The 19,457-nt window shown below is 49.0% G+C and carries 20 protein-coding genes, 3 tRNA genes and 1 other RNA gene; 11 read left to right on the top strand and 13 right to left on the bottom strand.

The features are described from left to right. Positions 1 to 2 precede the first annotated feature (2 nt). Together ACIKP9_RS01710 and guaB are read right to left on the bottom strand one after the other, a co-directional pair. Entirely contained in the window at positions 3 to 728 is a 726-nt protein-coding gene (locus tag ACIKP9_RS01710) for an SIMPL domain-containing protein (RefSeq protein ID WP_400878474.1), read from the bottom strand. A 14-nt stretch (positions 729 to 742) separates the two neighbouring features. Next, positions 743 to 2,203 (bottom strand): IMP dehydrogenase, encoded by a 1,461-nt coding sequence (gene guaB, locus ACIKP9_RS01715; protein ID WP_400878477.1) that lies wholly within the window; start codon positions 2,201 to 2,203, stop codon positions 743 to 745. A 160-nt stretch (positions 2,204 to 2,363) separates the two neighbouring features. Here guaB and ACIKP9_RS01720 point away from each other — a divergent pair, with 160 nt between their 5' ends. Then, positions 2,364 to 2,837 (top strand): DUF4124 domain-containing protein, encoded by a 474-nt coding sequence (locus tag ACIKP9_RS01720; RefSeq protein WP_400878480.1) that lies wholly within the window; start codon positions 2,364 to 2,366, stop codon positions 2,835 to 2,837. A 28-nt stretch (positions 2,838 to 2,865) separates the two neighbouring features. On the opposite strand, the gene ACIKP9_RS01725 is transcribed toward ACIKP9_RS01720, so the two are convergent. Continuing rightward, a complete protein-coding gene (locus ACIKP9_RS01725; RefSeq protein ID WP_400878483.1) occupies positions 2,866 to 3,201 on the bottom strand; it encodes an RnfH family protein in 336 nt (111 codons plus the stop codon). Further along, complete coding sequence (locus ACIKP9_RS01730) at positions 3,198 to 3,635, bottom strand: type II toxin-antitoxin system RatA family toxin (protein WP_400878486.1); 438 nt, start codon at positions 3,633 to 3,635, stop codon at positions 3,198 to 3,200. The genes ACIKP9_RS01725 and ACIKP9_RS01730 overlap by 4 nt, the downstream gene beginning before the upstream one ends. Positions 3,636 to 3,779: 144 nt before the next feature. On the opposite strand from ACIKP9_RS01730, the gene smpB reads away from it, so the two are divergent. Continuing rightward, positions 3,780 to 4,244 carry an SsrA-binding protein SmpB gene (smpB, locus tag ACIKP9_RS01735; protein ID WP_400878489.1) on the top strand — a complete coding sequence of 155 codons (465 nt, stop codon included), beginning with the start codon at positions 3,780 to 3,782 and terminating at the stop codon, positions 4,242 to 4,244. A 108-nt stretch (positions 4,245 to 4,352) separates the two neighbouring features. After that, positions 4,353 to 4,793 (top strand): hemerythrin domain-containing protein, encoded by a 441-nt coding sequence (locus ACIKP9_RS01740; protein ID WP_400878492.1) that lies wholly within the window; start codon positions 4,353 to 4,355, stop codon positions 4,791 to 4,793. A gap of 6 nt (positions 4,794 to 4,799) precedes the next feature. On the opposite strand, the gene ACIKP9_RS01745 is transcribed toward ACIKP9_RS01740, so the two are convergent. Beyond that, complete coding sequence (locus ACIKP9_RS01745) at positions 4,800 to 5,330, bottom strand: thermonuclease family protein (RefSeq protein WP_400878495.1); 531 nt, start codon at positions 5,328 to 5,330, stop codon at positions 4,800 to 4,802. Positions 5,331 to 5,517: 187 nt separating this feature from the next. Then, on the bottom strand, positions 5,518 to 5,838 hold the full coding sequence (locus ACIKP9_RS01750) for a c-type cytochrome (protein ID WP_400881824.1): 321 nt from the start codon (positions 5,836 to 5,838) through the stop codon (positions 5,518 to 5,520). Between the two features lie 427 nt (positions 5,839 to 6,265). Here ACIKP9_RS01750 and glgX point away from each other — a divergent pair, with 427 nt between their 5' ends. From glgX to infA, 4 genes are all read left to right on the top strand, one after another. Beyond that, positions 6,266 to 8,350, top strand: coding sequence for a glycogen debranching protein GlgX (gene glgX / locus ACIKP9_RS01755; protein ID WP_400878498.1), 2,085 nt, complete (start codon positions 6,266 to 6,268; stop codon positions 8,348 to 8,350). Between the two features lie 180 nt (positions 8,351 to 8,530). Continuing rightward, the gene (locus ACIKP9_RS01760; protein ID WP_230346947.1) at positions 8,531 to 8,737 is read left to right on the top strand and encodes a cold-shock protein; all 207 of its coding nucleotides are present in this window, start codon (positions 8,531 to 8,533) and stop codon (positions 8,735 to 8,737) included. A gap of 334 nt (positions 8,738 to 9,071) precedes the next feature. After that, positions 9,072 to 9,317 carry a hypothetical protein gene (locus ACIKP9_RS01765; protein WP_400878501.1) on the top strand — a complete coding sequence of 82 codons (246 nt, stop codon included), beginning with the start codon at positions 9,072 to 9,074 and terminating at the stop codon, positions 9,315 to 9,317. Between the two features lie 19 nt (positions 9,318 to 9,336). After that, entirely contained in the window at positions 9,337 to 9,600 is a 264-nt protein-coding gene (infA, locus tag ACIKP9_RS01770) for a translation initiation factor IF-1 (protein WP_230346949.1), read from the top strand. Positions 9,601 to 9,721: 121 nt separating this feature from the next. On the opposite strand, the gene ssrA is transcribed toward infA, so the two are convergent. The 3 genes from ssrA to ACIKP9_RS01785 form a co-directional block, all read right to left on the bottom strand. Beyond that, positions 9,722 to 10,082: a transfer-messenger RNA gene (gene ssrA, locus ACIKP9_RS01775) on the bottom strand. Between the two features lie 157 nt (positions 10,083 to 10,239). Continuing rightward, on the bottom strand, positions 10,240 to 12,453 hold the full coding sequence (locus tag ACIKP9_RS01780) for an EAL domain-containing protein (protein ID WP_230346950.1): 2,214 nt from the start codon (positions 12,451 to 12,453) through the stop codon (positions 10,240 to 10,242). Between the two features lie 10 nt (positions 12,454 to 12,463). Beyond that, the gene (locus ACIKP9_RS01785; protein ID WP_400878506.1) at positions 12,464 to 14,653 is read right to left on the bottom strand and encodes an HDOD domain-containing protein; all 2,190 of its coding nucleotides are present in this window, start codon (positions 14,651 to 14,653) and stop codon (positions 12,464 to 12,466) included. Positions 14,654 to 15,140: 487 nt separating this feature from the next. On the opposite strand from ACIKP9_RS01785, the gene ACIKP9_RS01790 reads away from it, so the two are divergent. Next, positions 15,141 to 15,506, top strand: a complete 366-nt coding sequence (locus tag ACIKP9_RS01790) for a thioredoxin family protein (RefSeq protein ID WP_400878509.1) — start codon at positions 15,141 to 15,143, stop codon at positions 15,504 to 15,506. A 55-nt stretch (positions 15,507 to 15,561) separates the two neighbouring features. Here ACIKP9_RS01790 and ACIKP9_RS01795 read toward each other — a convergent pair whose 3' ends face one another. Then, on the bottom strand, positions 15,562 to 16,101 hold the full coding sequence (locus ACIKP9_RS01795) for a peroxiredoxin (RefSeq protein ID WP_230346953.1): 540 nt from the start codon (positions 16,099 to 16,101) through the stop codon (positions 15,562 to 15,564). Positions 16,102 to 16,285: 184 nt separating this feature from the next. On the opposite strand from ACIKP9_RS01795, the gene ACIKP9_RS01800 reads away from it, so the two are divergent. From ACIKP9_RS01800 to ACIKP9_RS01810, 3 genes are all read left to right on the top strand, one after another. Beyond that, positions 16,286 to 16,361: transfer RNA gene (locus ACIKP9_RS01800), tRNA-Val, on the top strand. A gap of 61 nt (positions 16,362 to 16,422) precedes the next feature. Continuing rightward, a tRNA-Asp gene (locus ACIKP9_RS01805) sits at positions 16,423 to 16,499 on the top strand. Between the two features lie 110 nt (positions 16,500 to 16,609). Then, complete coding sequence (locus tag ACIKP9_RS01810; protein WP_400878512.1) at positions 16,610 to 16,996, top strand: surface-adhesin E family protein; 387 nt, start codon at positions 16,610 to 16,612, stop codon at positions 16,994 to 16,996. Between the two features lie 39 nt (positions 16,997 to 17,035). Here the strand turns inward: ACIKP9_RS01810 and ACIKP9_RS01815 are convergent. The 3 genes from ACIKP9_RS01815 to ahpC all read right to left on the bottom strand — a co-directional run bounded on the left by ACIKP9_RS01815 (position 17,036) and on the right by ahpC (position 19,435). Next, positions 17,036 to 17,110: transfer RNA gene (locus ACIKP9_RS01815), tRNA-Arg, on the bottom strand. A 109-nt stretch (positions 17,111 to 17,219) separates the two neighbouring features. Continuing rightward, positions 17,220 to 18,776 carry an alkyl hydroperoxide reductase subunit F gene (ahpF, locus tag ACIKP9_RS01820; RefSeq protein ID WP_400878515.1) on the bottom strand — a complete coding sequence of 519 codons (1,557 nt, stop codon included), beginning with the start codon at positions 18,774 to 18,776 and terminating at the stop codon, positions 17,220 to 17,222. An 89-nt stretch (positions 18,777 to 18,865) separates the two neighbouring features. Beyond that, positions 18,866 to 19,435: an alkyl hydroperoxide reductase subunit C gene (ahpC, locus tag ACIKP9_RS01825; protein WP_400878517.1), complete on the bottom strand. Its 570-nt coding sequence runs from the start codon at positions 19,433 to 19,435 to the stop codon at positions 18,866 to 18,868. Positions 19,436 to 19,457: the final 22 nt, after the last annotated feature.

The raw sequence follows: 19,457 nt of genomic DNA on the forward strand, positions 1-19,457 counted from the left end.
CATCAGTCGGAAAGGTAATACTCTACCGTGGATACTACACGGACTTTCTTGATGTGCTGGGTGCCAGCATCGCGATTTTCAATGCTGAACGTGCCCTGGTTGGCACGCTTGATCTTGCCCAGTGTACTGTCGGAGTCCTTGGCGAACTTGTTGGCTGATTCACGCGCACTCTTGGTGGCTTCTTCAATCATGGCAGGCTTGATGTCGTTCAGCTTGCTGTAAATGAATTGCGTGTTGTAGCTATCGCCTGCAATCGGGATGCCTTGTTGCCCCAGTTCGGAAACCTTGATCATGGTATCTCGCACCTTGTCGACTTGGCTGGAGTACACCGTAATGGTGGAGCTGGCAGTGTAGCGGTACTTGGAATTGGCACCGGCATCGCCGTATTCGCGTGCCTGCTTGTCTACAACAGAAGGTGCAGAAATGCTCGCTTCGTCAGCATTGAAGCCGTTGCTTTTCAGGAATGCGAGCACACTGGCGTTCTTGTTCTGGATGTTCTGGTACAAGGCACTGAGGTCATTATCTGCAACGCTGAAGGTAATTGGCCAGATCGCAATATCAGCCTTCACCTCGCGTTCAGAAAGCCCCTTGACCTCCACAGTGCGTTCAAGTTGCTTGATTTGCAGTGCGCTGTGGGAAAGCTGGTAGCCGAGACCACACAGCCCCGCGAACAGCAAGACACCAAGAATGGTATAAGCGGGGATAGATGTGGTCTTTTCGGTTGCCATGGCTTTCTCAGTACTTAGTCGACGCGATAGTTCGGCGCTTCTTTGGTGATTTGTACATCATGCACATGGGATTCACGCATCCCGGCGGCGGTGATTTGTACAAATTCCGCTTTGTTGCGCATTTCCTCAATAGTGCTGCAGCCGACATAGCCCATGGAGGCGCGCAGGCCACCCATCAATTGATGGATCACGGCCAGTACGCTGCCCTTGTATGGCACACGGCCTTCGATACCTTCAGGCACCAGTTTGTCGGCATTGCCGTTGTTGTCCTGGAAGTAACGGTCGCTGGAGCCTTTTTCCATGGCGCCGATAGAGCCCATACCGCGGTAGGACTTGTAGGAGCGGCCCTGGAATAGCTCAATCTCGCCAGGTGCTTCTTCAGTACCGGCAAACATGCCACCCAGCATGACAGAATATGCACCTGCTGCAATCGCCTTGGAGATGTCGCCAGAGAAGCGGATGCCGCCATCGGCAATGAATGGCACACCAGTACCACGCAAGGCTTCTTCAACATTGCTGACCGCCGTGATTTGTGGCACGCCAACACCGGCTACGATGCGGGTAGTACAGATGGAGCCAGGACCAATACCTACCTTGACGCCGTCGGCACCAGCATCAACCAATGCCTTGGCCGCGCTGGCAGTGGCGATATTGCCGCCAATGACTTGAACTTGCGGGAAGTTCTTCTTGACCCAGTTGACGCGATCAAGCACGCCTTGGGAATGACCATGGGCGGTATCAACCACGATCACGTCTACACCGGCTTCTGCCAATGCAGCCACGCGCTCTTCCGTGCCTTCACCTACGCCAACAGCAGCACCAACGCGTAGGCGACCTTGTTCATCCTTGCAGGCATTAGGGTGGTCGCTGGATTTCTGAATATCCTTGACAGTAATCAGGCCCTTGAGCTCAAAAGCATCGTTGATGACCAATACACGTTCCAGGCGATGCTTATGCAGCAGTGCAGTGGCTTCTTCCAGGCTTGCACCTTCACGCACCGTCACCAGACGTTCGCGCGGTGTCATGATGTTAGAGATGGCTTGGTCAAGATTGGTCTCAAAGCGCAGGTCACGGTTAGTGACGATACCTACGACATTTTTGCCATCCACGACCGGTAAACCGGAAATCTTGTGGCGACGAGTCAATGCCAAGACGTCACGCACAGTGAGGTGTGGCTGGATAGTCACCGGGTCATTAACAACACCAGACTCGAAACGCTTCACGCGGGAAACGTGCGCAGCCTGGTCGGCAATAGTCATGTTCTTGTGAACAATCCCCATGCCGCCTTCCTGAGCCAAGGCAATGGCCAGCGGAGCTTCCGTCACGGTATCCATGGCGGCAGAGATCAAGGGGATATTGAGGGTGATCGAACGGGTAAGTTTGGTAGCGAGGCTTACTTCGCGGGGCAGCACGTTGGAGTGTGCGGGAACCAGTAAAACATCGTCAAAAGTAAGCGCTTGTTGCAACAGACGCATAGAATATCTTTCCGGCAAAAGGCAATTATACCGGGTAGTGTGGCAACGGTAAATCTCCCTGACATTTTGCCGATAATGGAGTGGGTGTCGTCGTTTTTATTGACGGCGCTGATGAAGCTGCTTAGTGTGTGTGGCGGGATTGTTATGGTTCGGGGGAGGCATGAATAAAACGCGATGGCTGGCATGTGGCATGTTGCTTATATTGCCGTGGGTGGCTGATGCCCAGGTATATAAGTGGAAAGACAATAAGGGCGTGACCCTCTATGCGGATTCTCCACCACCGGGCAATATCCCTTATGAGGTGGTTGATAATGTACGTTCTGCGCCTAAAACCACCTCAGCGCCCGCTGCTGGCGCTGACTCGCAGGCGATGCGTAACGCAGCTGCATTGCGTCGCCAAATTGATGCTGAGCAGGAGCGGCGCAACGACGACAAGAAAAAATCTGAAGAAGATGCCAGGCGTATTAACTGCCAGAATGCCAAGGCCAACTACCAGAACTTCAAGATAGGCGGACGCATTTACAAAATGAACGCTCAAGGTGAGCGGGAGTATCTTGGCGATGAGGATATACAGCAAGGCCTGGAAGATGCGACCAAGGAAGTGAAGCAGTATTGTACTGGTGAGGATAATTGATAGTTTTATAAGCTCGCTACATTACGCACTAACGCGTTCTTATTGAAACTGGCGGGGCTTTGCGCTGTATTTTCCTGGCGGTGGCACTTTGCTTCGCGCGGTTGCGTCTTGCCAATTTTGGGTCGGCTTGTAAGGGGCGATAAATTTCAAGCCTGTCGCCCGGCTGCAACACGGTATCTGCTGTCACAGGCTCACTAAATATCCCCAGTTTGCTCGCTTGAATATCCAATTCGGGAAAATGCTCGCTGATCCCCGATTGCAGCGCGGCCTCAAGTGCAGTGGTGCCAGGCTCTACCTCAATAAGTAATATCAGTTGTTTTTCCGGCAAGGCATAAGCCACTTCAATCGAAAACTTGGTATTCATGGAGATAGGGGCTTAAGGTCAGCTTGCTGCACAAAGGCTTCGACAAACGTATTAGCAATGTGGCTAAACACAGGCGCAATCAATCGATCCAATAGGGTGCTGGAGAATTCATAGTGCAATGTGAACTCTACCTTGCAGGCATCCTCCGCTAGCGGGGTAAAGCGCCAGAAGCCTTCAAGGTGCCTGAAAGGCCCGCTTTTTAGCTGAATCTTCATGTCGGTCGGGAATGTCTTGAGGTTTTCTGTGGTGAAATTCTGCTTGATGCCGTGGTAGTCAATATGCAATGTAGCTTCAGTCACCACGTCATCCTGGCGGTGCAGATCCACGCCGCCGCACCAAGGTAGAAAGCTTGGATAGGCCTTTACATTGTCTACCAAGTGAAACATGCGCTCCGCCGAGTGTCCCACCAAGACTGTTTTTTCAACCTGTGCCATTCGTGTTGCGATCTAGAGTAAAATGCCAATTTTAAGTCATATTTTCCCGATACTAGCAAAATATGCCGCGAATTGACTTTATGTCGTATCGCTAGCAAGCACGCGCCGCGGAACCTTGACCTCATCATTTAAGTCATCAATACCATGAGCATTGCCCAGAACAAAAAAGCCTTTCACGATTATTTCATCGAAGAAAAATACGAAGCCGGGATTGTGCTGGAAGGCTGGGAAGTAAAGGCGATCCGTGAAAATCGCATCCAGCTAAAAGAGGCCTACGTCATTATTCAGCGCGGCGAAATTTACCTGATTGGCTGCCATGTGACCCCGCTGGGCTCAGCTTCTACCCATGTGCGTCCTGATGCCATCCGCACACGCAAGTTGCTGTTGCATTCCGAACAGATCGCCAAATTGATCGGCAAGGTCGAGCGTGCAGGCTATACCCTGGTGCCGCTGGATATGCATTACACGCGTGGCCGAATCAAGGTACAGATTGGTCTTGCCAAGGGTAAGAAACAATACGACAAGCGTCATACCGAGAAAGAAAAAGACTGGAAGCGTGAGCAGGGCTCCTTGATGAAGAAATACGTCAAGACCCAAGTCGGCTCCTGATCGCTCAGTTTCTCAGAATTATCCGACAATCATTCTGGATAAGCGCTGACTGGCTGCCAGCTGGTTCCCTGATAAGGTGTTGCTGACACATTACTCAGGGGTAAGCACATGAATATCTTCGAAGCCTTGCGACAAAGCCATGATCGCCAACGCGAGCTGCTGGAGCAATTGGTTGCCACTAGCGGTGATACCCCTGAGCGCAAAGCGTTATTCCAGGAAATACAAGTTGAGTTGGCTGCGCATGAGAGGGCAGAGGAGCGGCATTTCTATCGTCCCATTATGCTGGATGATAATGGAGTCGAGCCCTCACGCCATGGGATTGCTGAGCATCATGAAATTGACGAAATTCTAGAATTGCTGCAAGAGACAGAGTTTTCTTCTCCAGCATGGCTGGTACATGCCAAGGCATTACAGCACAAGGTGTTACATCATTTAGAAGAGGAAGAGCGCAAGTTTTTCCAGATGGCAGGCAAGATACTCAGTCAGCAGGAAAAGCAGCAGCTCTCAACCAAATACCTGCACGATTATCAGGATGCACTGACGCAGTAAAGCTTGTCATGGCCGTGAGCGACGATATTGCCACGGCGGTGTCGGCTTGGCATCCTGCCATAATCCCAGCTTGTCACGCTGGGCCTGGTATTCTGCCTGGGCATAGCGTGAGCGATCTTCTGGCTCCTGCTCGCGCTCAAAATATTTATAGTGCCAAGCCATGCCTTTCTGGATTTGCTGTAAGTTGATATCCACTCCGTTATAAACCACCTTGCCGATGATGCGACCATAATCATCCCGCTTGTTCCATTCCACCGTGACGTACTTGCCATTGATGGCGCGATTAAGCGCTACTCTTGATTGTTTGCCATAAGCCTGTGTTTTTTCAGGAGCATCTATGCCAAGTAACCTGATCCTGTGCTGGCTCTTGTTGGCTATGATGGTCACAGTGTCGCCATCTGCAATATGAATGACTTTGCCAGTCAGGGTTTCAGCTCTGATGTCGAAACTGAACAGTACAATCGACAATGTCATCAACAAAGTGCTGAATAAGCCGGGCTTGGGGTAGTGTAGGTAACGTGAGGTGGCACAGTTCATGGCTGGATTATTACGTGCAAGGAAGGAAGATGTCCAGAAAGCCCTGAATGATGAACGATGCTGCCTAACTTGATTTATCGGCAATAGTGAGTGAATGCCGGAGGAGAGCAATATTTATTGAGGTTTGCTGGAGCTACACCAGTCACTGATCGCTGAAGTACCAGTGACTGTAACTGTTGGAAGCTGATTACAGTGTCAATATCCACTCAACGATGGTTTTAATGTCTTCATCCTTGACATGGGAGTTTGGTGGCATTGGCATATCGCCCCATGTACCACTGCCGCCTGCTTTAACCTTGGCTACAAGTTTGGCTTCTGCGCCTTTGTCATTTTTGTATTTGGCCGCGACATCCTTATAAGAGGGCCCCAGCACTTTCTTATCAATGTTATGGCAAGCAAAACAGCCACTCTTTTTTGCCAGCGTCTGAGCTGCATTTGCTTCAGCCGCATGGGCGGCGGTGGAAAGCATGGTATGCGCCAAGATGCCGGCCAATATAAATTTCTTCATCATTACCTTTCTCCAAATATTTTTATTCAAAACCTTCATGCACTACCTAGCGTGAAAAACCATTTGCTAGGCAGCGTCAAATAATAGAGGCAAGAGCTGGGTTGATGAATGTGGCAAATTGTCACAGCGCTTAGCAGGTATGTAGTTTGCAGCATATATAGCTAATCAACTCTTCAGAATCGTCTGACAGGTAAACCAGACATTCCCTGATTCATGGTATGGACTGATGAGTCGTATGGTGTATTCATCATGATGATAGGGGAAGGTCATGTTCAAATTCAGCCTTACGGAAATTGCCATTTTGTTCGTTGCTATGTTGTGGCTTTCTTACAATTTTCTGGCGTTGTAGGCGGGTATGTTGGCTTTTGTTAGCCTAGATTGAGTTTATTTCACTACATGCAGCCCTGATCATGAGGCAATCCACAATATGACGACTGTATTAGCCTTAAAAGAAGGCAAACCCTATCCACGCGGCGCGTATTTTGATGGGAAGGGGGTGAATTTTGCCCTGTTTTCAGATCATGCTACTAACGTCACGCTCTGCTTGTTTGATCAACACGGTGACGCAGAAACCGAGCGAATTACCCTCAAAGAATGCACCAATGGAGTCTGGCATGGGTATGTAGAAGGGTTGCAGCCAGGGCAAGTCTATGGCTATCGGGTAGATGGCATCTGGGCGCCAGCGGATGGCCTGCGTTTCAATCATAATAAACTCCTGCTGGATCCATACGCCCGAAAACTGAGCGGCCAGTTGCAATGGAATGACGCTCTATATGGATACACGATCAGCGACGATCCCGATGCGGACTTGCATATGGATGAGCGCGATAGTGCCAGGTTCATGCCCAAAGCAGTCGTGGTTAATCCAGACATCTTGGTCAAATCTGCCAAACCGGATATTCGTTGGCCTAAAACCATCATTTATGAAGCCCATGTACGTGGCCTGACGATGCAACACCCCTTGATTCCCGACGATATTCGCGGGACATTTGCGGCGCTTAGCGATTCCGCCATGATTAGCCATTTGCAACGTATTGGCATTACCGCGATTGAGCTTATGCCTGTGCATGCTTTCGTTCATGATCGTCATTTGCAAGAGCGGCAATTATCGAATTATTGGGGATACAACACCTTGGCGTATTTTGCGCCAGAGCCTGCATACTTGAGTTCCGGCGCACTTGAGGAAATTGCCAAAACGGTTGATACCCTGCATGAAGCTGGCATAGAGGTGATTCTTGACGTCGTTTATAACCATACCTGCGAAGGTAATCATCTAGGGCCTACACTCTGCTGGAAAGGCATAGACAATCTCAGCTACTACCGCGAGCTTCCGGGAAATCCGCGCTACTACGACAATCTGACAGGGTGCGGTAATGCCCTGAATACCTCGCATCCCAAGGTCATGCAGATGATCATGGATAGTTTGAGGCTATGGGCCTCGGTATACGGTATTGATGGCTTCCGCTTCGACTTGGCGCTGACTTTGGGGCGGAATGAAAACGGCTTTAACCGTGATCACGCCTTGTTTCATGCGATGTTGCAAGATCCTGTACTCACGCGTTGCAAGTTGATTGCCGAGCCTTGGGATGTTGGGCCGGGTGGTTTCCAGTTGGGCTCATTTCCCCCTGGCTTTTCAGAATGGAATGGTGATTACCGCGATGTCACACGCGAGTTCTGGACAGGCCAGGAGGGCATGCTGTCAAGCTTCGCCAGCCGCTTCGCAGCCTCCAGCGATCTGTTCAATGAGCAACATCGTCGGCCATGGTCCAGTGTCAACTTCATCACGGCACATGATGGGTTCACATTGCATGATCTGGTTTCCTACAATGACAAGCACAATGAAGCCAACGGTGAAGATAACCAGGATGGCGCAAATGACAACCATAGCTGGAATGGCGGTGAAGAAGGGGAAACCGACCAGCAAGAAATACTGGAGTTAAGAGCCCGGCAAAAACGAAACTTCCTTGCTACCTTGTTTATGTCGCAAGGTATCCCGATGCTTCTTGCGGGGGATGAGCTCAATAATAGCCAGCAGGGCAACAATAATACTTACTGCCAAGATAATGAGCTGGGTTGGATCAATTGGCATCAAGCAGATGATGGCTTGATTGATTTTGTCGGCGAACTTGCACAATTGCGTAAGCACCATAGTGCCATTTCGCGTGCAGAATTCGTCACGGGCAAGTTGAATGAGCAAGGCAACTCAGATATTGCTTGGTTCAATGTCAACGGCGAGTCCATGAGTAATGAACAATGGAACGACCCACAGAACAAGGCAATGACGGTAAAGTTTGTACCACCAGATAAAACTGGCTGCGCTATTCTCGTCATACTCAATGCTTCCCATGTAACAGTACCTGCGCGTTTGCCATATTGCGATACCTATGATTGGGCCTTGATGCTGGATACCACACTGAACCCGATCCCGAATCAAGAGGCAGATGAGTTAATCTTGGAGCCGCGATCCGTCTACATTTATGAAGGAAAGTTGATTCGGCAGGAAAAGCTCTGAGTGAGCTGGTTGATTCTCACTTTTCTCACCTGTCCACTGGTTTCATGTGAAGATTTGAGCAATGATGTGGCAAGCAAACACAATTTATCTGAAAGAAATTGGATATTTTTGAATAAAATCGGCTAGCTGGCTCATATTGGTGTAGTATGTTAGATCGCATATATAGAATTGGAATACAACGTGGCAACAGGTATTGTAAAGTGGTTTAACGATGCAAAAGGTTTTGGCTTCATTACCCCTGATGAAGGCGGTGCTGATCTTTTTGCTCACTTCTCTGCTATTCAAGGTGAAGGCGGCTACAGAAGCTTGGCTGAAAACCAGCGTGTAAGCTTTGATGTCATCGACGGACCAAAAGGCAAGCAAGCAGGCAATATTAAGCCTGCTTAATATAAAGTTTTAAGCTGTCTTGAAAAGCCCGGCATGCCGGGCTTTTTTATATTCACCAACAAAGCACAATTAAATAAATTCGACATTATTGTAATAAACCCGTAGACTTACCCTATTAAGTTGTGCTTTCCCTCTGATATTGTCTGAATATGTTGCGCTAAGTTTGCAGCAACACCCCACCGGTTCCAAACGAAGTCTTTGTTGGTGGATACACTTTTCCTAGTGGCACGCCTAATAATGGTCGGCATCAATCCGTCCACCATACTTTGCTGCTGATGCAGCACAGCCTCCTAATTGAAATAGTGGCCTTTTTGAGGCTACACGAGATTAATGAATGAATTTAAAAGTACCGCAGTCATTTACTGCAGGGCGATATGTTATTACGCCCATTTCCCAAGCCATAGGTAATGGGAAGTTTTCGTCTGTCATTCTGGTTCGTAGTGGGCAGGGTACTACTACACATTCCAGGATTTTTAGCTTTACATCTGAATTCAACTCTATTGAAAAAGCGATAGACCATGGTGTGTTAAGAGCGCAGCAGTGGTTAAATAATCAACAGATATTTGCATCAAAAAATTAAGATAACGTGAAGGAAAAATATGGCAAAAGAAGAATTGATCGAAATGCAGGGAAAAGTCGACGAAGTTTTACCAGATTCACGCTTTAAAGTAACGCTAGAAAATGGACACACCCTCATTACCTATACTGCAGGAAAAATGCGGAAAAACCATATCCGTATTTTGGCAGGTGATAAAGTCACTGTCGAACTTTCACCTTACGATTTAGGCAAAGGGCGCATTATATTTCGACATATCGAAGCCTCAGCACGCGGCCCGCAACCAGCAAGAAGGTCTTTCCGTTAATTCTTGCAATAGAGCAATTTATTGCTACAAAGTCGCTTAAGCGGCTCAAATAAAAAACCCGGTAAATCCTTAAGATTTACCGGGTTTTTTGTACTGTTCTATATCACATTGAACAGGTATTTGGTGGAGCCGGGGGGAATCGAACCCCCGTCCGCAAGCCCTCCACAGACAGTTCTACATACTTAGCTGTGTTGTTTGATTTAACCTGATGCTCACCAACGAGCAAGCAAACAGCAGGCGAGTTACCTTGGATTTAATGTTGCATTAAGTAACCCAATGCAACACGATCCTCTCTAAATGACGCTGCTGCGGTTACCCGCCCGGCCGAGAGGCCCTCCGGTGCAGCGTCCAGCCGGGATTAAGCGGCTAGAGCGTAAGTTTCGTCGTTTGCGACTATACTTGTTCTAGTTTATTTACGAGGTGACTAGGCCTCGGTATGCCCTGCGCTGCTTTGCAACCCACGTCGAAACCTGGTCGGCCCCTGATGGTATAAAGCTCTTGTTATGACTGAACTGAAAAACGAAAGTTCTCAATAGAGCCAAGTGTCGGATTATAACCTTTTCGCAGACTCCTCGCCTGCATTTTGCTAGGTGGGGACTACATTGTTAATTATCAAGTGGCTGTGGGATGTGTTGGTGGTTAATGTTGGCTGATGAGCAGGCTATTGGGTTCGCCATTCTTTTGAAACAGGTTGGCTTGGTGCTTGAGTAGATTGGTGATGCTGTGAGCTGGGAGTGGTTTGCTGAACAGGAATCCCTGCATTTTGTTGCAACCCATTCTATGCAGTGTTTTCATTTGCTGCAGGGTCTCTACGCCTTCCGCGATGAGGTCAAGTTTGAAGCCTTTCGCAATGCCCGAAATGGCGGTGATGATGGGAACGCTTTCATCGTGGCTATTGATATCGCCAACGAATGATTTGTCGATCTTGATGTTGTGGATGGGGAATTGCCTGAGATAGGAGAGGGATGAGTAGCAGGTGCCAAAGTCATCAAGGGCAATTTTGATACCTTGCTTCCCTAGTGCCTTCAGCTTGGCAACGGTGTTTTCCAGGTCTCTGACCAAGAGGTTTTCGGTAATCTCAATTTCAAAAAACTCGGGTTTGAGCTGCTGGGCCTGGATGTAATCCAGCGTTTTTGTGACGAAACTTTCTTCTTCCACCAGTTGCGGAGAGATGTTGATGGCAAGCCTGAAGCTTAATAATCCTGCTTGATCCCATATCTGCATCTGTTTGCATGCTTCTTCTAACAGGATGTCGCTCAGCGAGAAGATCAAGCCGGTTTCTTCAGCAAGGGGAATGAACTCGGTTGGCGAGATGATGCCGAGTTCCGGGTGATGCCAGCGGGCTAGTGCTTCTAGACCAATGATTTTTCGGGTTTCTACATCTACCTGGGGTTGGTAGTGCAAGATGATTTGTTTTTTCTCAATCGCGCGCCTGAGCTCGTTCTCCATAGAAAGCTTTTTATGGAACATGGCATTCATGCTGGCTTCATAATATTGATAGCCGTTTTTGCCGCGCCATTTAACGTGATACATGGCGATATCTGCGCTTTTGATGAGCGTTTCAATTGAGTCGCCATGGTCTGGGTATAGCGCAATGCCGATGCTGGAAGAAATAAAGATTTCACGCTCATCCAGCAGGAAAGGGCGCTTGAGCTCTTCTACAATCTTGGCAGCCACCAGGCTGGCATCTTCGGGTTGTTGCAAGTCATGCAGTAGCAGCGTGAACTCGTCGCCCCCCATGCGAGCTAAGGTATCTTGTGCACGCAGGCAGCCTGAAAGCCGCTGGGCGACGTGCTTAAGCAATTCATCACCGTAAAAATGCCCCAAGGTATCGTTAACCCATTTGAAACGATCCAGATCCAGGAACATGATGGCGAGTTGCTGCTGGTTACGTTTGGCATGATTCAATGCCACGTTGAGCCGATCTTTGAATAGCGCACGGTTGGGTAGGCCAGTCAGGGTATCGTGATATGCCTGGCGCGTGATGACTTCTTCTACCTTTTTACGATCACTGATATCACGAGCTACGCCATAAGTGCCGCTGAAAGGCGTGCCTGATTCATGCGTGCCAGCGTAAGTGCCAGTGGCATTAAGGACGACGGTGATGAAGTTGATTTCAAAGTGACGTACTTCGGTTTCTTTATCCTTGCATTTCAAGCGCAGCTCAATATTACGTGTGGCACGATTGCCGGTGCGGCGTTCGTTGAAGGCATAGGACGCGCGGTCAAAGTCATCGCTATAGATGATTTCAGTATAGTGCTTACCGATCAGCGACTCCCGTCTGTAACCAAGCAAGGTTTCCACGCGATGATTGATGAAGGTAAAGCGACCATTGTCATCCAGGGTATAAATGATATCTGGCGAACTGTTGACCAAGTAGCGATAGAGATTTTCAGATTCTTCTAGCCTAGCGTGGATACTGCGATTCTGGGTTTCCAGGCGAGATTTTTCTATCGCGTTTTCAATGGTATGCAGCAATTCTTCAGGCTGATAAGGCTTGCGGATGAAGTCGTAAGCCCCCAAGCGCATGGCTTCAATAGCAGCATTCAGGGTTTTAGTACCACTGATGACAATCACCGGTGGTGGCGAGGTGTGGGTGGCAAGCTCGGTTAGGACATCAAAGCCATTCATATTGGGCATGGAGAGGTCGAGCAACATCAAGTCAAATTTGATATCCATGACTAGTTGTAATGCATCCTCGCCCGAGGAGCATATTTCAGCGTTATAACCATGCAGTTGCAGCAATTGTTGCAGGCTTTGTGCCAGGCGCTCGTTATCATCAACAATCAGTACATTGGGCCTGGACATGAGTTTGTTCACGATGTGCTGGGAGTTTGAATGTTGAGCGGCCATGAAGTTTGCCTTAGTTGATCAGTGCTGCGTGCGAGCTGGCTTGTATGGGCAGGCGAATATCAAAGCTGGTTCCTGCACTTGAGGTTCGGCAGGCAATGCTGCCACACAGGCCTTTGATCAGATCATGGCTGATGGATAGCCCGATACCACTATGTTTGCCGCCCTTGGTGGTTTCCACGGGGGTGAAGATTTTGCTTAGCACGCTGTCAGGAATGCCAGGCCCGGTGTCGCTCACCTGAATCAGAATGCCTTGGCCTGCATCAGACTGGCTTTCCACGAAGGTGGCAATGCTGAGCTTGCCACCACGTTCCATCGCTTCTGCTGCATTACGGATCAGGTTAACGAGTACTTGGCGCAACTGATAAGGGATAGTCGTGATCTTGGGCAACCCGGAAGATAGATTGAGCGTGACTTCCACGCCAGCAGGTTGCAAGTATGTTTGTCGGTGTAGCGCGACGATATCCTGAATTAATTGGTTGACGTCCGTACTGGCGGCAATATGGTCTTGTTCATTCGAGTAAAGATTGCCAATCAAGGAGCCGACACGGTCAATTTCTTCGTTGACGATGGCAATATCACGATTAGGCATACCATTGAGCAGCATTTTTTGTTCAAGGATGGCGAGGTAGTTCTTGATGGTGGATAAAGGTGTGCTAGTTTCATGCACAAAACGCTTGAGGCGCTCTTCATGTACCGCGGCTTCAAGTTCTGGTTCGTTTTGCTGTTGTTCGGGTATAAGCCTAGAAGCGACAATTCGTGCCAATGCAGATTGCACATTGAGCTGTTGTTTTGCAATCAGGAATTCTGGCTGGTTCAGTGCAAACACCATGACGCCGACGATGGTGTCTTTGGCAAACATTGGGAAGCAAAGAATGCCATCTACCTCGCATAACCGCATGATCTGCTGATCTGGCAATGATGGTTTGAAGCCTTCAAATGCTTGAAAGCTGTGGCAGTGCGCTTTTTTGATCCAAGCTGCGGTGATGATGCTGGTGGCAGGTTTGATGGGGAGCTTGAAGCTTTCTACCCATTCTTGATCTTCAGCAATGGATTTGCCAGCAAGATGTTGTCCTGTCTCGTCTGGTGTAAACAGAATGACTTGCTTTGCATTGCAAAGTAGTTTTGAAAGCTTTGATAGCAACTCAAAAAATCCATCTGCTTGATTTTCTTGATTGCAGGTGGATTCAATGTGGTTGATCAAGGCAGTATCTATGACGCCTTTCACCAATTTATTGGTACTGGAAGACGAAGCAGCGCGAGTTGGGGTGAAGTTTTTGCTCAATGCCTGTACGAGTGCTTCGATATCAGGCTCATGCTTGTCCCAATTGTGCTGGCTGGTGTGTGCCGTGCCAATGTTGATGCCAAGTGAGTCTGACAAGATATGCACTTGGGATACCGCCAGGCTCATGATCTCATTAATCACCGAGCTATCAAGCTCGAACCATTTATTTGCCAATATCAGCGCCGATTGCCGTTCTGACCTGCGTTCTGTTAGCAATAGATTGGCAAGGTAGACAATCTTGACCAAAGCAGGCGTATGCTCAACTTGGGCGGCAGGCAGGTGGTGATATGCCACTGCATCTTCAAGAAACGATTTGATATTCCAATCACGAATGATCCAGGCACCGAGTTCACAATGGTCAATACCAAAATGAGCGACTTCACTTTCCATATAGCCAGGTAGCGAGTCATCAATGGCAAAGAAAGGAGGGTATTTGTTCTTGAAGCCTGCAAGTAAGCCCAGCCTGCCAATGTTATGCAATAAACCGGCAACATAGGATTCATCTGGTGAAGCTGCGCCAGTACGCGCTGCCAGGGATTTTGCGATGACGGCACAGCGTAGAGAGTGATACCAATAATGCTCAATGTCCAGATTGCTCTGTTCATAGTAATCGTTGAACATGCGTTGGCAGATAATGCTGAGCGTCAGCATTTTGACCATGTCCCAACCCAGGATGATGATGCCAGTACGGATAGACAGCACAGGGTGGCGATCACGACGATAAGCTGCTGAATTGGCCACTTCCAGCACGCGAGCGCTGATGACCACATCCATTTCGATCAGGTTGGCCAATTGCTCTAGGCCAGAGTTCTCGTCCTGCAGCGTTTCCAGCAACTTGGTTAGGATTTGCGGAACGGAAGGTAATGCGCTGATCGTGGCATTATTCAGAACAATTTGAGCTCCTGCTGCACTGCACATTCTCTAAACATTCCCCATTCGGTGTTTGCATAGTAGGCCGTCGACTTGTTGCAGGCTTAAATTATTGGTTATGGGTGCCTGACTTATTTCACTCATTACAAACCATATAGGCAGTAAGCAGAGCTCAAAGGCCTTATACCATTAAAGGTTAATTAAGGTTATCAATAAATCAATTTTGCATCATTGTTAATAAAGTACTTTAACATTGCCTTGCAAGATAGTTAATACTTTTTTGCAACAAACCTCGGGGGTACCGTAAGTAACGGCGGTGACTGGGGTTTATTTAGTATCGCGATCAATTTTTTTCATTCTACGGTCTTGTGTGACGATAACATGAAGGCTGGAGTTGGTTCTTTTTCGGTCAAAACACTCTGCTAATGACGGGAGGTTTTGACATTGCTTGTGAGTTGGAGGGGCTCTAAGCTGTGAGAGCGACTGCGTGTCGCATGAGGCCACAACAACGATGAAGTAGAACCGAGGAGTCATCATGGCAGTACAGCATTTAAACAAAAGCAATTTCAAGCAAACGATAGAAAGCAATGCGTTTGTGATCGTGGATTTCTGGGCTCCTTGGTGCGAGCCCTGTGTTTCTTTTACGCCTACTTTTGAAGCAGCATCAGAGGCTCATCCTGATATTGTATTTGCCATGGTCAATATTGATGAAGACCCTGAGATTAGCAATTATTTCAACGTGAAGCAGATTCCTGCGGTGATGCCGATTCGGAATCAAGTGGTTGTGGATGCGCAAGTGGGGGAAATGAGTCAGAGCGAACTAGAAAGCGCCCTCAAGAGCTGGGGAGAGTTTGATATGGGTGAGATTAATCGCCATTTTGACGAAAAGGCTTCGGCATAAACTGAGGTGAGATGTCATGTAAAAAACGCCGGGAAGCCCCGGCGTTTTTTTATGGCTATTGAGATGCTTTGAGTTGTTTTAGGTCATCAATGATCTCTTGCGAGTGACGTGATGTATCAACACTGAGATAGGCCTTGGCGATATTGCCTTTGGGATCAATCAGGAAAGTGTAGCGTTTAGCGATCTTAATAATGCCCAGGTTAGTCAGTGCACCATAACTATCTGCTACTTTTCCATCAATGTCAGATAGTAGTGGAAACGGAAGATTGTATTTTTCCGCAAATTTCGCGTGCGAGTCGGAGTCGTCTACACTGATGCCCACCACTTTGGCACCGAGTTTTTCCAGTTGGAACAAATCATCCCGAAAGCTGCATGCTTCCTTGGTGCATCCTGGAGTGTCATCCTTAGGGTAAAAGTAAAGCACCAGCCATTGCCCAGCATAATCGGTAAGGCGATGTTGTTCTTTCTTGGCATCTGGCAAATGAAAGCTGGGAGCAGGGGAGCCTGGCTTGGGTGTCGAGGCGGCGTGTACGGAGCGGAAAGCGATCAAGGCGATTAAGCCCAATATCATCACGACTGAAAAAATTTTTAGCATGGGTTCTCCTGACTGCTTGCCTGAAAATCATAGCAAGTGGTTGAAATTGAATGACATCAGTATAACTTAGCAAATCGCTTGACTGGCGTGGCATGCAGCGCGATTTAAAAAAATGCAAAAAATCTATGCAGACCTCTTCCCAAATCAAAAAAATGCTGTAGAATGCCGCTCCTCAGTCAGGCACGGGTGATTAGCTCAGTTGGTAGAGCGTCGCCCTTACAAGGCGAATGTCGGCGGTTCGACCCCGTCATCACCCACCATCCCTTGCCTGGTGAGAAAAGCAGTAAAGCCATCAGGCATGACAACCTGGTGCAGAGTCATGGAGCGGTAGTTCAGTTGGTTAGAATACCGGCCTGTCACGCCGGGGGTCGCGGGTTCGAGCCCCGTCCGCTCCGCCAGAAAAAGCGAACCTTCGGGTTCGCTTTTTTATTTTCTCTGCGGCATTTGACTGATATGCCTACCTCCCGTTTTGTTACATCATCAAACAAACGTTCAGGAGTACACGCCCATGTATCCATTCATCATCTTGTCAGCCGCAATACTGTTGGTGCCAGGCCCTGTTTCCGCAACAGAGTGGGAGTCTCTAGTGAAGAAAGCTGATACCGAGCTGTTGGTTGATCTTGATTCCTACGATGAAAAGGGCGCTTATTCATCAATTCTTGCCAAGCGCGAGACGCACGGCAAGCAAACTATTGCAAAACAAACCAAGTTGGAATTTGATTGCGGTAAACAGACTTATCGCACATTAGCTACAGCATCATTTGATGCGAAAGGTAAGCTATTGAGTCAGACTGCGGGTATGAGGGATTTCCAGTCACTGCAGCATGATGAGGATGCCAAAATGATCGCTGGACTTGTTTGCCAAGTCAGGCGAATGGTAAATCCATCATCTTAAACGGATGTTGCGACAGGAATTTTCGCAACTGATTGGAGTTGGCGTCCTCGTCAGGACTCGAACCTGAAACTGACCCTTAGGAGGGGCCGGTGATATCCGTTTCACCACGAGGACATCCAAGCCCGCTATTCTACCTTTTAAGCTGCTTTAGCGGTACTGTTTCGCTGGGTTTTTGACCGTGTCGACCTTTGGTTTTAGCCTTGTTTCACAGTACCGCTGCAGTTTAGTGGCGGATCAGGTGTTCAAATGCGCCTAATGCTGCTTTTGAGCCCTCACCCATGGCAATGATGATTTGCTTGAAGGGGACGGTGGTGACATCGCCTGCGGCAAATATGCCTGGTTCTGAGGTCTGGCCTTTGTCATCCACTTCAATTTCACCAAATTTGCTCAAGGTGATGGTGTCCTTGATCCAGTCAGTGTTAGGTACTAAGCCGATCTGGATGAAGACAGCTGCAAGCTCAACGCGATGCGACTCCCCAGTTTGACGGTTGCTGTAGGTGATACCGTTTACCTTTTCGCCGTCGCCATTGATTTCGGTGGTTTGCCCGCCGGTGATCACAGTGACGTTGGGCAGGCTGAACAGTTTCTTTTGCAACACGGCATCCGCACGTAATTCCCCGTTGAATTCGATCAAGGTGACATTCTTGACGATACCGGCAAGGTCAATCGCCGCTTCAACGCCAGAGTTACCACCGCCGATGACAGCCACGCTTCTGCCCTTGAACAATGGGCCATCGCAGTGGGGGCAATAGGCGACGCCGCGTCCACGGTATTCTTTTTCCCCTGGGACGTTGATTTCCCTCCAGCGTGCACCAGTGGCGATGATGACGGACTTGGCTTTAAGTACAGCGCCGCTTTCGAGCTTGACCTCGGTGAGGCCGCCGTTGTCATGCGCTGGTACCAATGCTGCTGCGCGCTGCAAGTTCATGATGTCGACATCGTAGCTTTTGACGTGTTCTTCCAATGCTGCCGCCAGCTTGGGGCCATCGGTTTCCTTGACCGAGATAAAGTTCTCAATAGTCATGGTATCCATGACTTGCCCGCCGAAACGCTCAGCCACCACGCCGGTGCGTATGCCTTTGCGCGCTGAGTAGATCGCGGCAGAGGCGCCAGCAGGGCCGCCGCCGACGATCAATACGTCGAATGGCTCCTTGGATGAGAGTTTTTCTGCCTCTTTTTTGATCGCGCCAGTGTCGATCTTATTGAGTATTTCTTGTACCCCCATACGTCCATGACCGAACTCCTGACCATTGAGGAAGATAGTAGGCACGGCCATGATCTTGCGCTCGTCCACTTCTTTCTGAAACAAGGCACCGTCGATCATGACGTGACGGATGTTCGGGTTGATCGCAGCCATGAGGTTGATGGCCTGCACCACTTCGGGACAGTTGTGACAGCTTAACGAGATGTAGGTCTCGAAATTGAATTCGCCTTCAAGGTTGCGGATTTGCTCGATGATTTCTGGCTCGGCCTTGGGCGGATGACCACCTACCTGCAACAACGCCAATACGAGCGAGGTGAATTCATGCCCCATGGGAAGCCCGGCAAAGCGGATGCCGAGGTTTTTTCCTGGGCTGTTTAGGCTGAAAGAGGGTTTGCGTTGCGTGTCATCATCACTTTGCTGGACGCTAATGTGCGCAGACAGGCTCTTGAGGTCGTTCAGCAACTCCAGCAGCTCGCGGGATTTATCTCCGCTATCTACAGAAGCAGTGATTTCGATAGGCTGGGTGAGTTTGTCGAAATAAGCCTTTAATTGTGTCTTGATGTTTGCGTCCAACATGATGTGCTCTCAATCTTGTATTGATAGTGCTGCAAAAAATGCCCGGGCAGATAGGCAGGGAGTTTGTGTTTGCCCGGGCTTGTTAGTGCTTAGATCTTGCCAACGAGGTCGAGGGAAGGAGCCAATGTAGCTTCGCCTTCTTTCCACTTGGCTGGGCATACTTCACCAGGGTGGGTGGCAACGTATTGTGCTGCCTTGATCTTGCGTACCAGGTCAGCGGCGTCGCGGCCAATGCCTTCTGCGGTTACTTCAATCGCCTGGATAACGCCATTGGGGTCGATGATGAAGGTGCCGCGGTCAGCCAGGCCTTCTGCTTCGCGTAATACGCCGAAGTTGCGTGTCACGGTCGCTGTCGGGTCGCCGATCATGGGGAACTTGATCTTGCGGATGGTATCCGAAGCATCGTGCCAAGCCTTGTGTGTGAAGTGGGTGTCTGTGGAGACGGAGAAAACTTCGACGCCCAACTTTTGCAGTTCGTCGTAGTTGTCGGCGATGTCGCCAAGTTCTGTTGGGCAAACAAAGGTGAAGTCGGCAGGGTAGAACACTACGGCAGCCCACTTGCCCTTGAGGTCTGCTTCAGTCACGGTGACGAATTCACCGTTATGGAAGGCAGTTGCCTTGAATGGCTTGATTTCGGTGTTGATGAGTGATGTTGTCATTGCAATCTCCTAGGGTGTTGAA

Origin of the sequence: Methylobacillus methanolivorans, assembly GCF_044751345.1 — a bacterium.
In the GTDB taxonomy this organism is placed as follows: Bacteria; Pseudomonadota; Gammaproteobacteria; order Burkholderiales; family Methylophilaceae; genus Methylobacillus; species Methylobacillus methanolivorans.

Excerpts from the sequence above, each read along its gene's own strand:
- ACIKP9_RS01710 (WP_400878474.1), bottom strand. The coding sequence starts at position 728 with ATGGCAACCGAAAAGACCACATCTATCCCCGCTTATACCATTCTTGGT.
- guaB (WP_400878477.1), bottom strand. The coding sequence starts at position 2,203 with ATGCGTCTGTTGCAACAAGCGCTTACTTTTGACGATGTTTTACTGGTT.
- ACIKP9_RS01720 (WP_400878480.1), top strand. The coding sequence starts at position 2,364 with ATGAATAAAACGCGATGGCTGGCATGTGGCATGTTGCTTATATTGCCG.
- ACIKP9_RS01725 (WP_400878483.1), bottom strand. The coding sequence starts at position 3,201 with ATGAATACCAAGTTTTCGATTGAAGTGGCTTATGCCTTGCCGGAAAAA.
- ACIKP9_RS01730 (WP_400878486.1), bottom strand. The coding sequence starts at position 3,635 with ATGGCACAGGTTGAAAAAACAGTCTTGGTGGGACACTCGGCGGAGCGC.
- smpB (WP_400878489.1), top strand. The coding sequence starts at position 3,780 with ATGAGCATTGCCCAGAACAAAAAAGCCTTTCACGATTATTTCATCGAA.
- ACIKP9_RS01740 (WP_400878492.1), top strand. The coding sequence starts at position 4,353 with ATGAATATCTTCGAAGCCTTGCGACAAAGCCATGATCGCCAACGCGAG.
- ACIKP9_RS01745 (WP_400878495.1), bottom strand. The coding sequence starts at position 5,330 with ATGAACTGTGCCACCTCACGTTACCTACACTACCCCAAGCCCGGCTTA.
- ACIKP9_RS01750 (WP_400881824.1), bottom strand. The coding sequence starts at position 5,838 with ATGAAGAAATTTATATTGGCCGGCATCTTGGCGCATACCATGCTTTCC.
- glgX (WP_400878498.1), top strand. The coding sequence starts at position 6,266 with ATGACGACTGTATTAGCCTTAAAAGAAGGCAAACCCTATCCACGCGGC.
- ACIKP9_RS01765 (WP_400878501.1), top strand. The coding sequence starts at position 9,072 with ATGAATTTAAAAGTACCGCAGTCATTTACTGCAGGGCGATATGTTATT.
- infA (WP_230346949.1), top strand. The coding sequence starts at position 9,337 with ATGGCAAAAGAAGAATTGATCGAAATGCAGGGAAAAGTCGACGAAGTT.
- ACIKP9_RS01780 (WP_230346950.1), bottom strand. The coding sequence starts at position 12,453 with ATGGCCGCTCAACATTCAAACTCCCAGCACATCGTGAACAAACTCATG.
- ACIKP9_RS01785 (WP_400878506.1), bottom strand. The coding sequence starts at position 14,653 with ATGTGCAGTGCAGCAGGAGCTCAAATTGTTCTGAATAATGCCACGATC.
- ACIKP9_RS01790 (WP_400878509.1), top strand. The coding sequence starts at position 15,141 with ATGGCAGTACAGCATTTAAACAAAAGCAATTTCAAGCAAACGATAGAA.
- ACIKP9_RS01795 (WP_230346953.1), bottom strand. The coding sequence starts at position 16,101 with ATGCTAAAAATTTTTTCAGTCGTGATGATATTGGGCTTAATCGCCTTG.
- ACIKP9_RS01810 (WP_400878512.1), top strand. The coding sequence starts at position 16,610 with ATGTATCCATTCATCATCTTGTCAGCCGCAATACTGTTGGTGCCAGGC.
- ahpF (WP_400878515.1), bottom strand. The coding sequence starts at position 18,776 with ATGTTGGACGCAAACATCAAGACACAATTAAAGGCTTATTTCGACAAA.
- ahpC (WP_400878517.1), bottom strand. The coding sequence starts at position 19,435 with ATGACAACATCACTCATCAACACCGAAATCAAGCCATTCAAGGCAACT.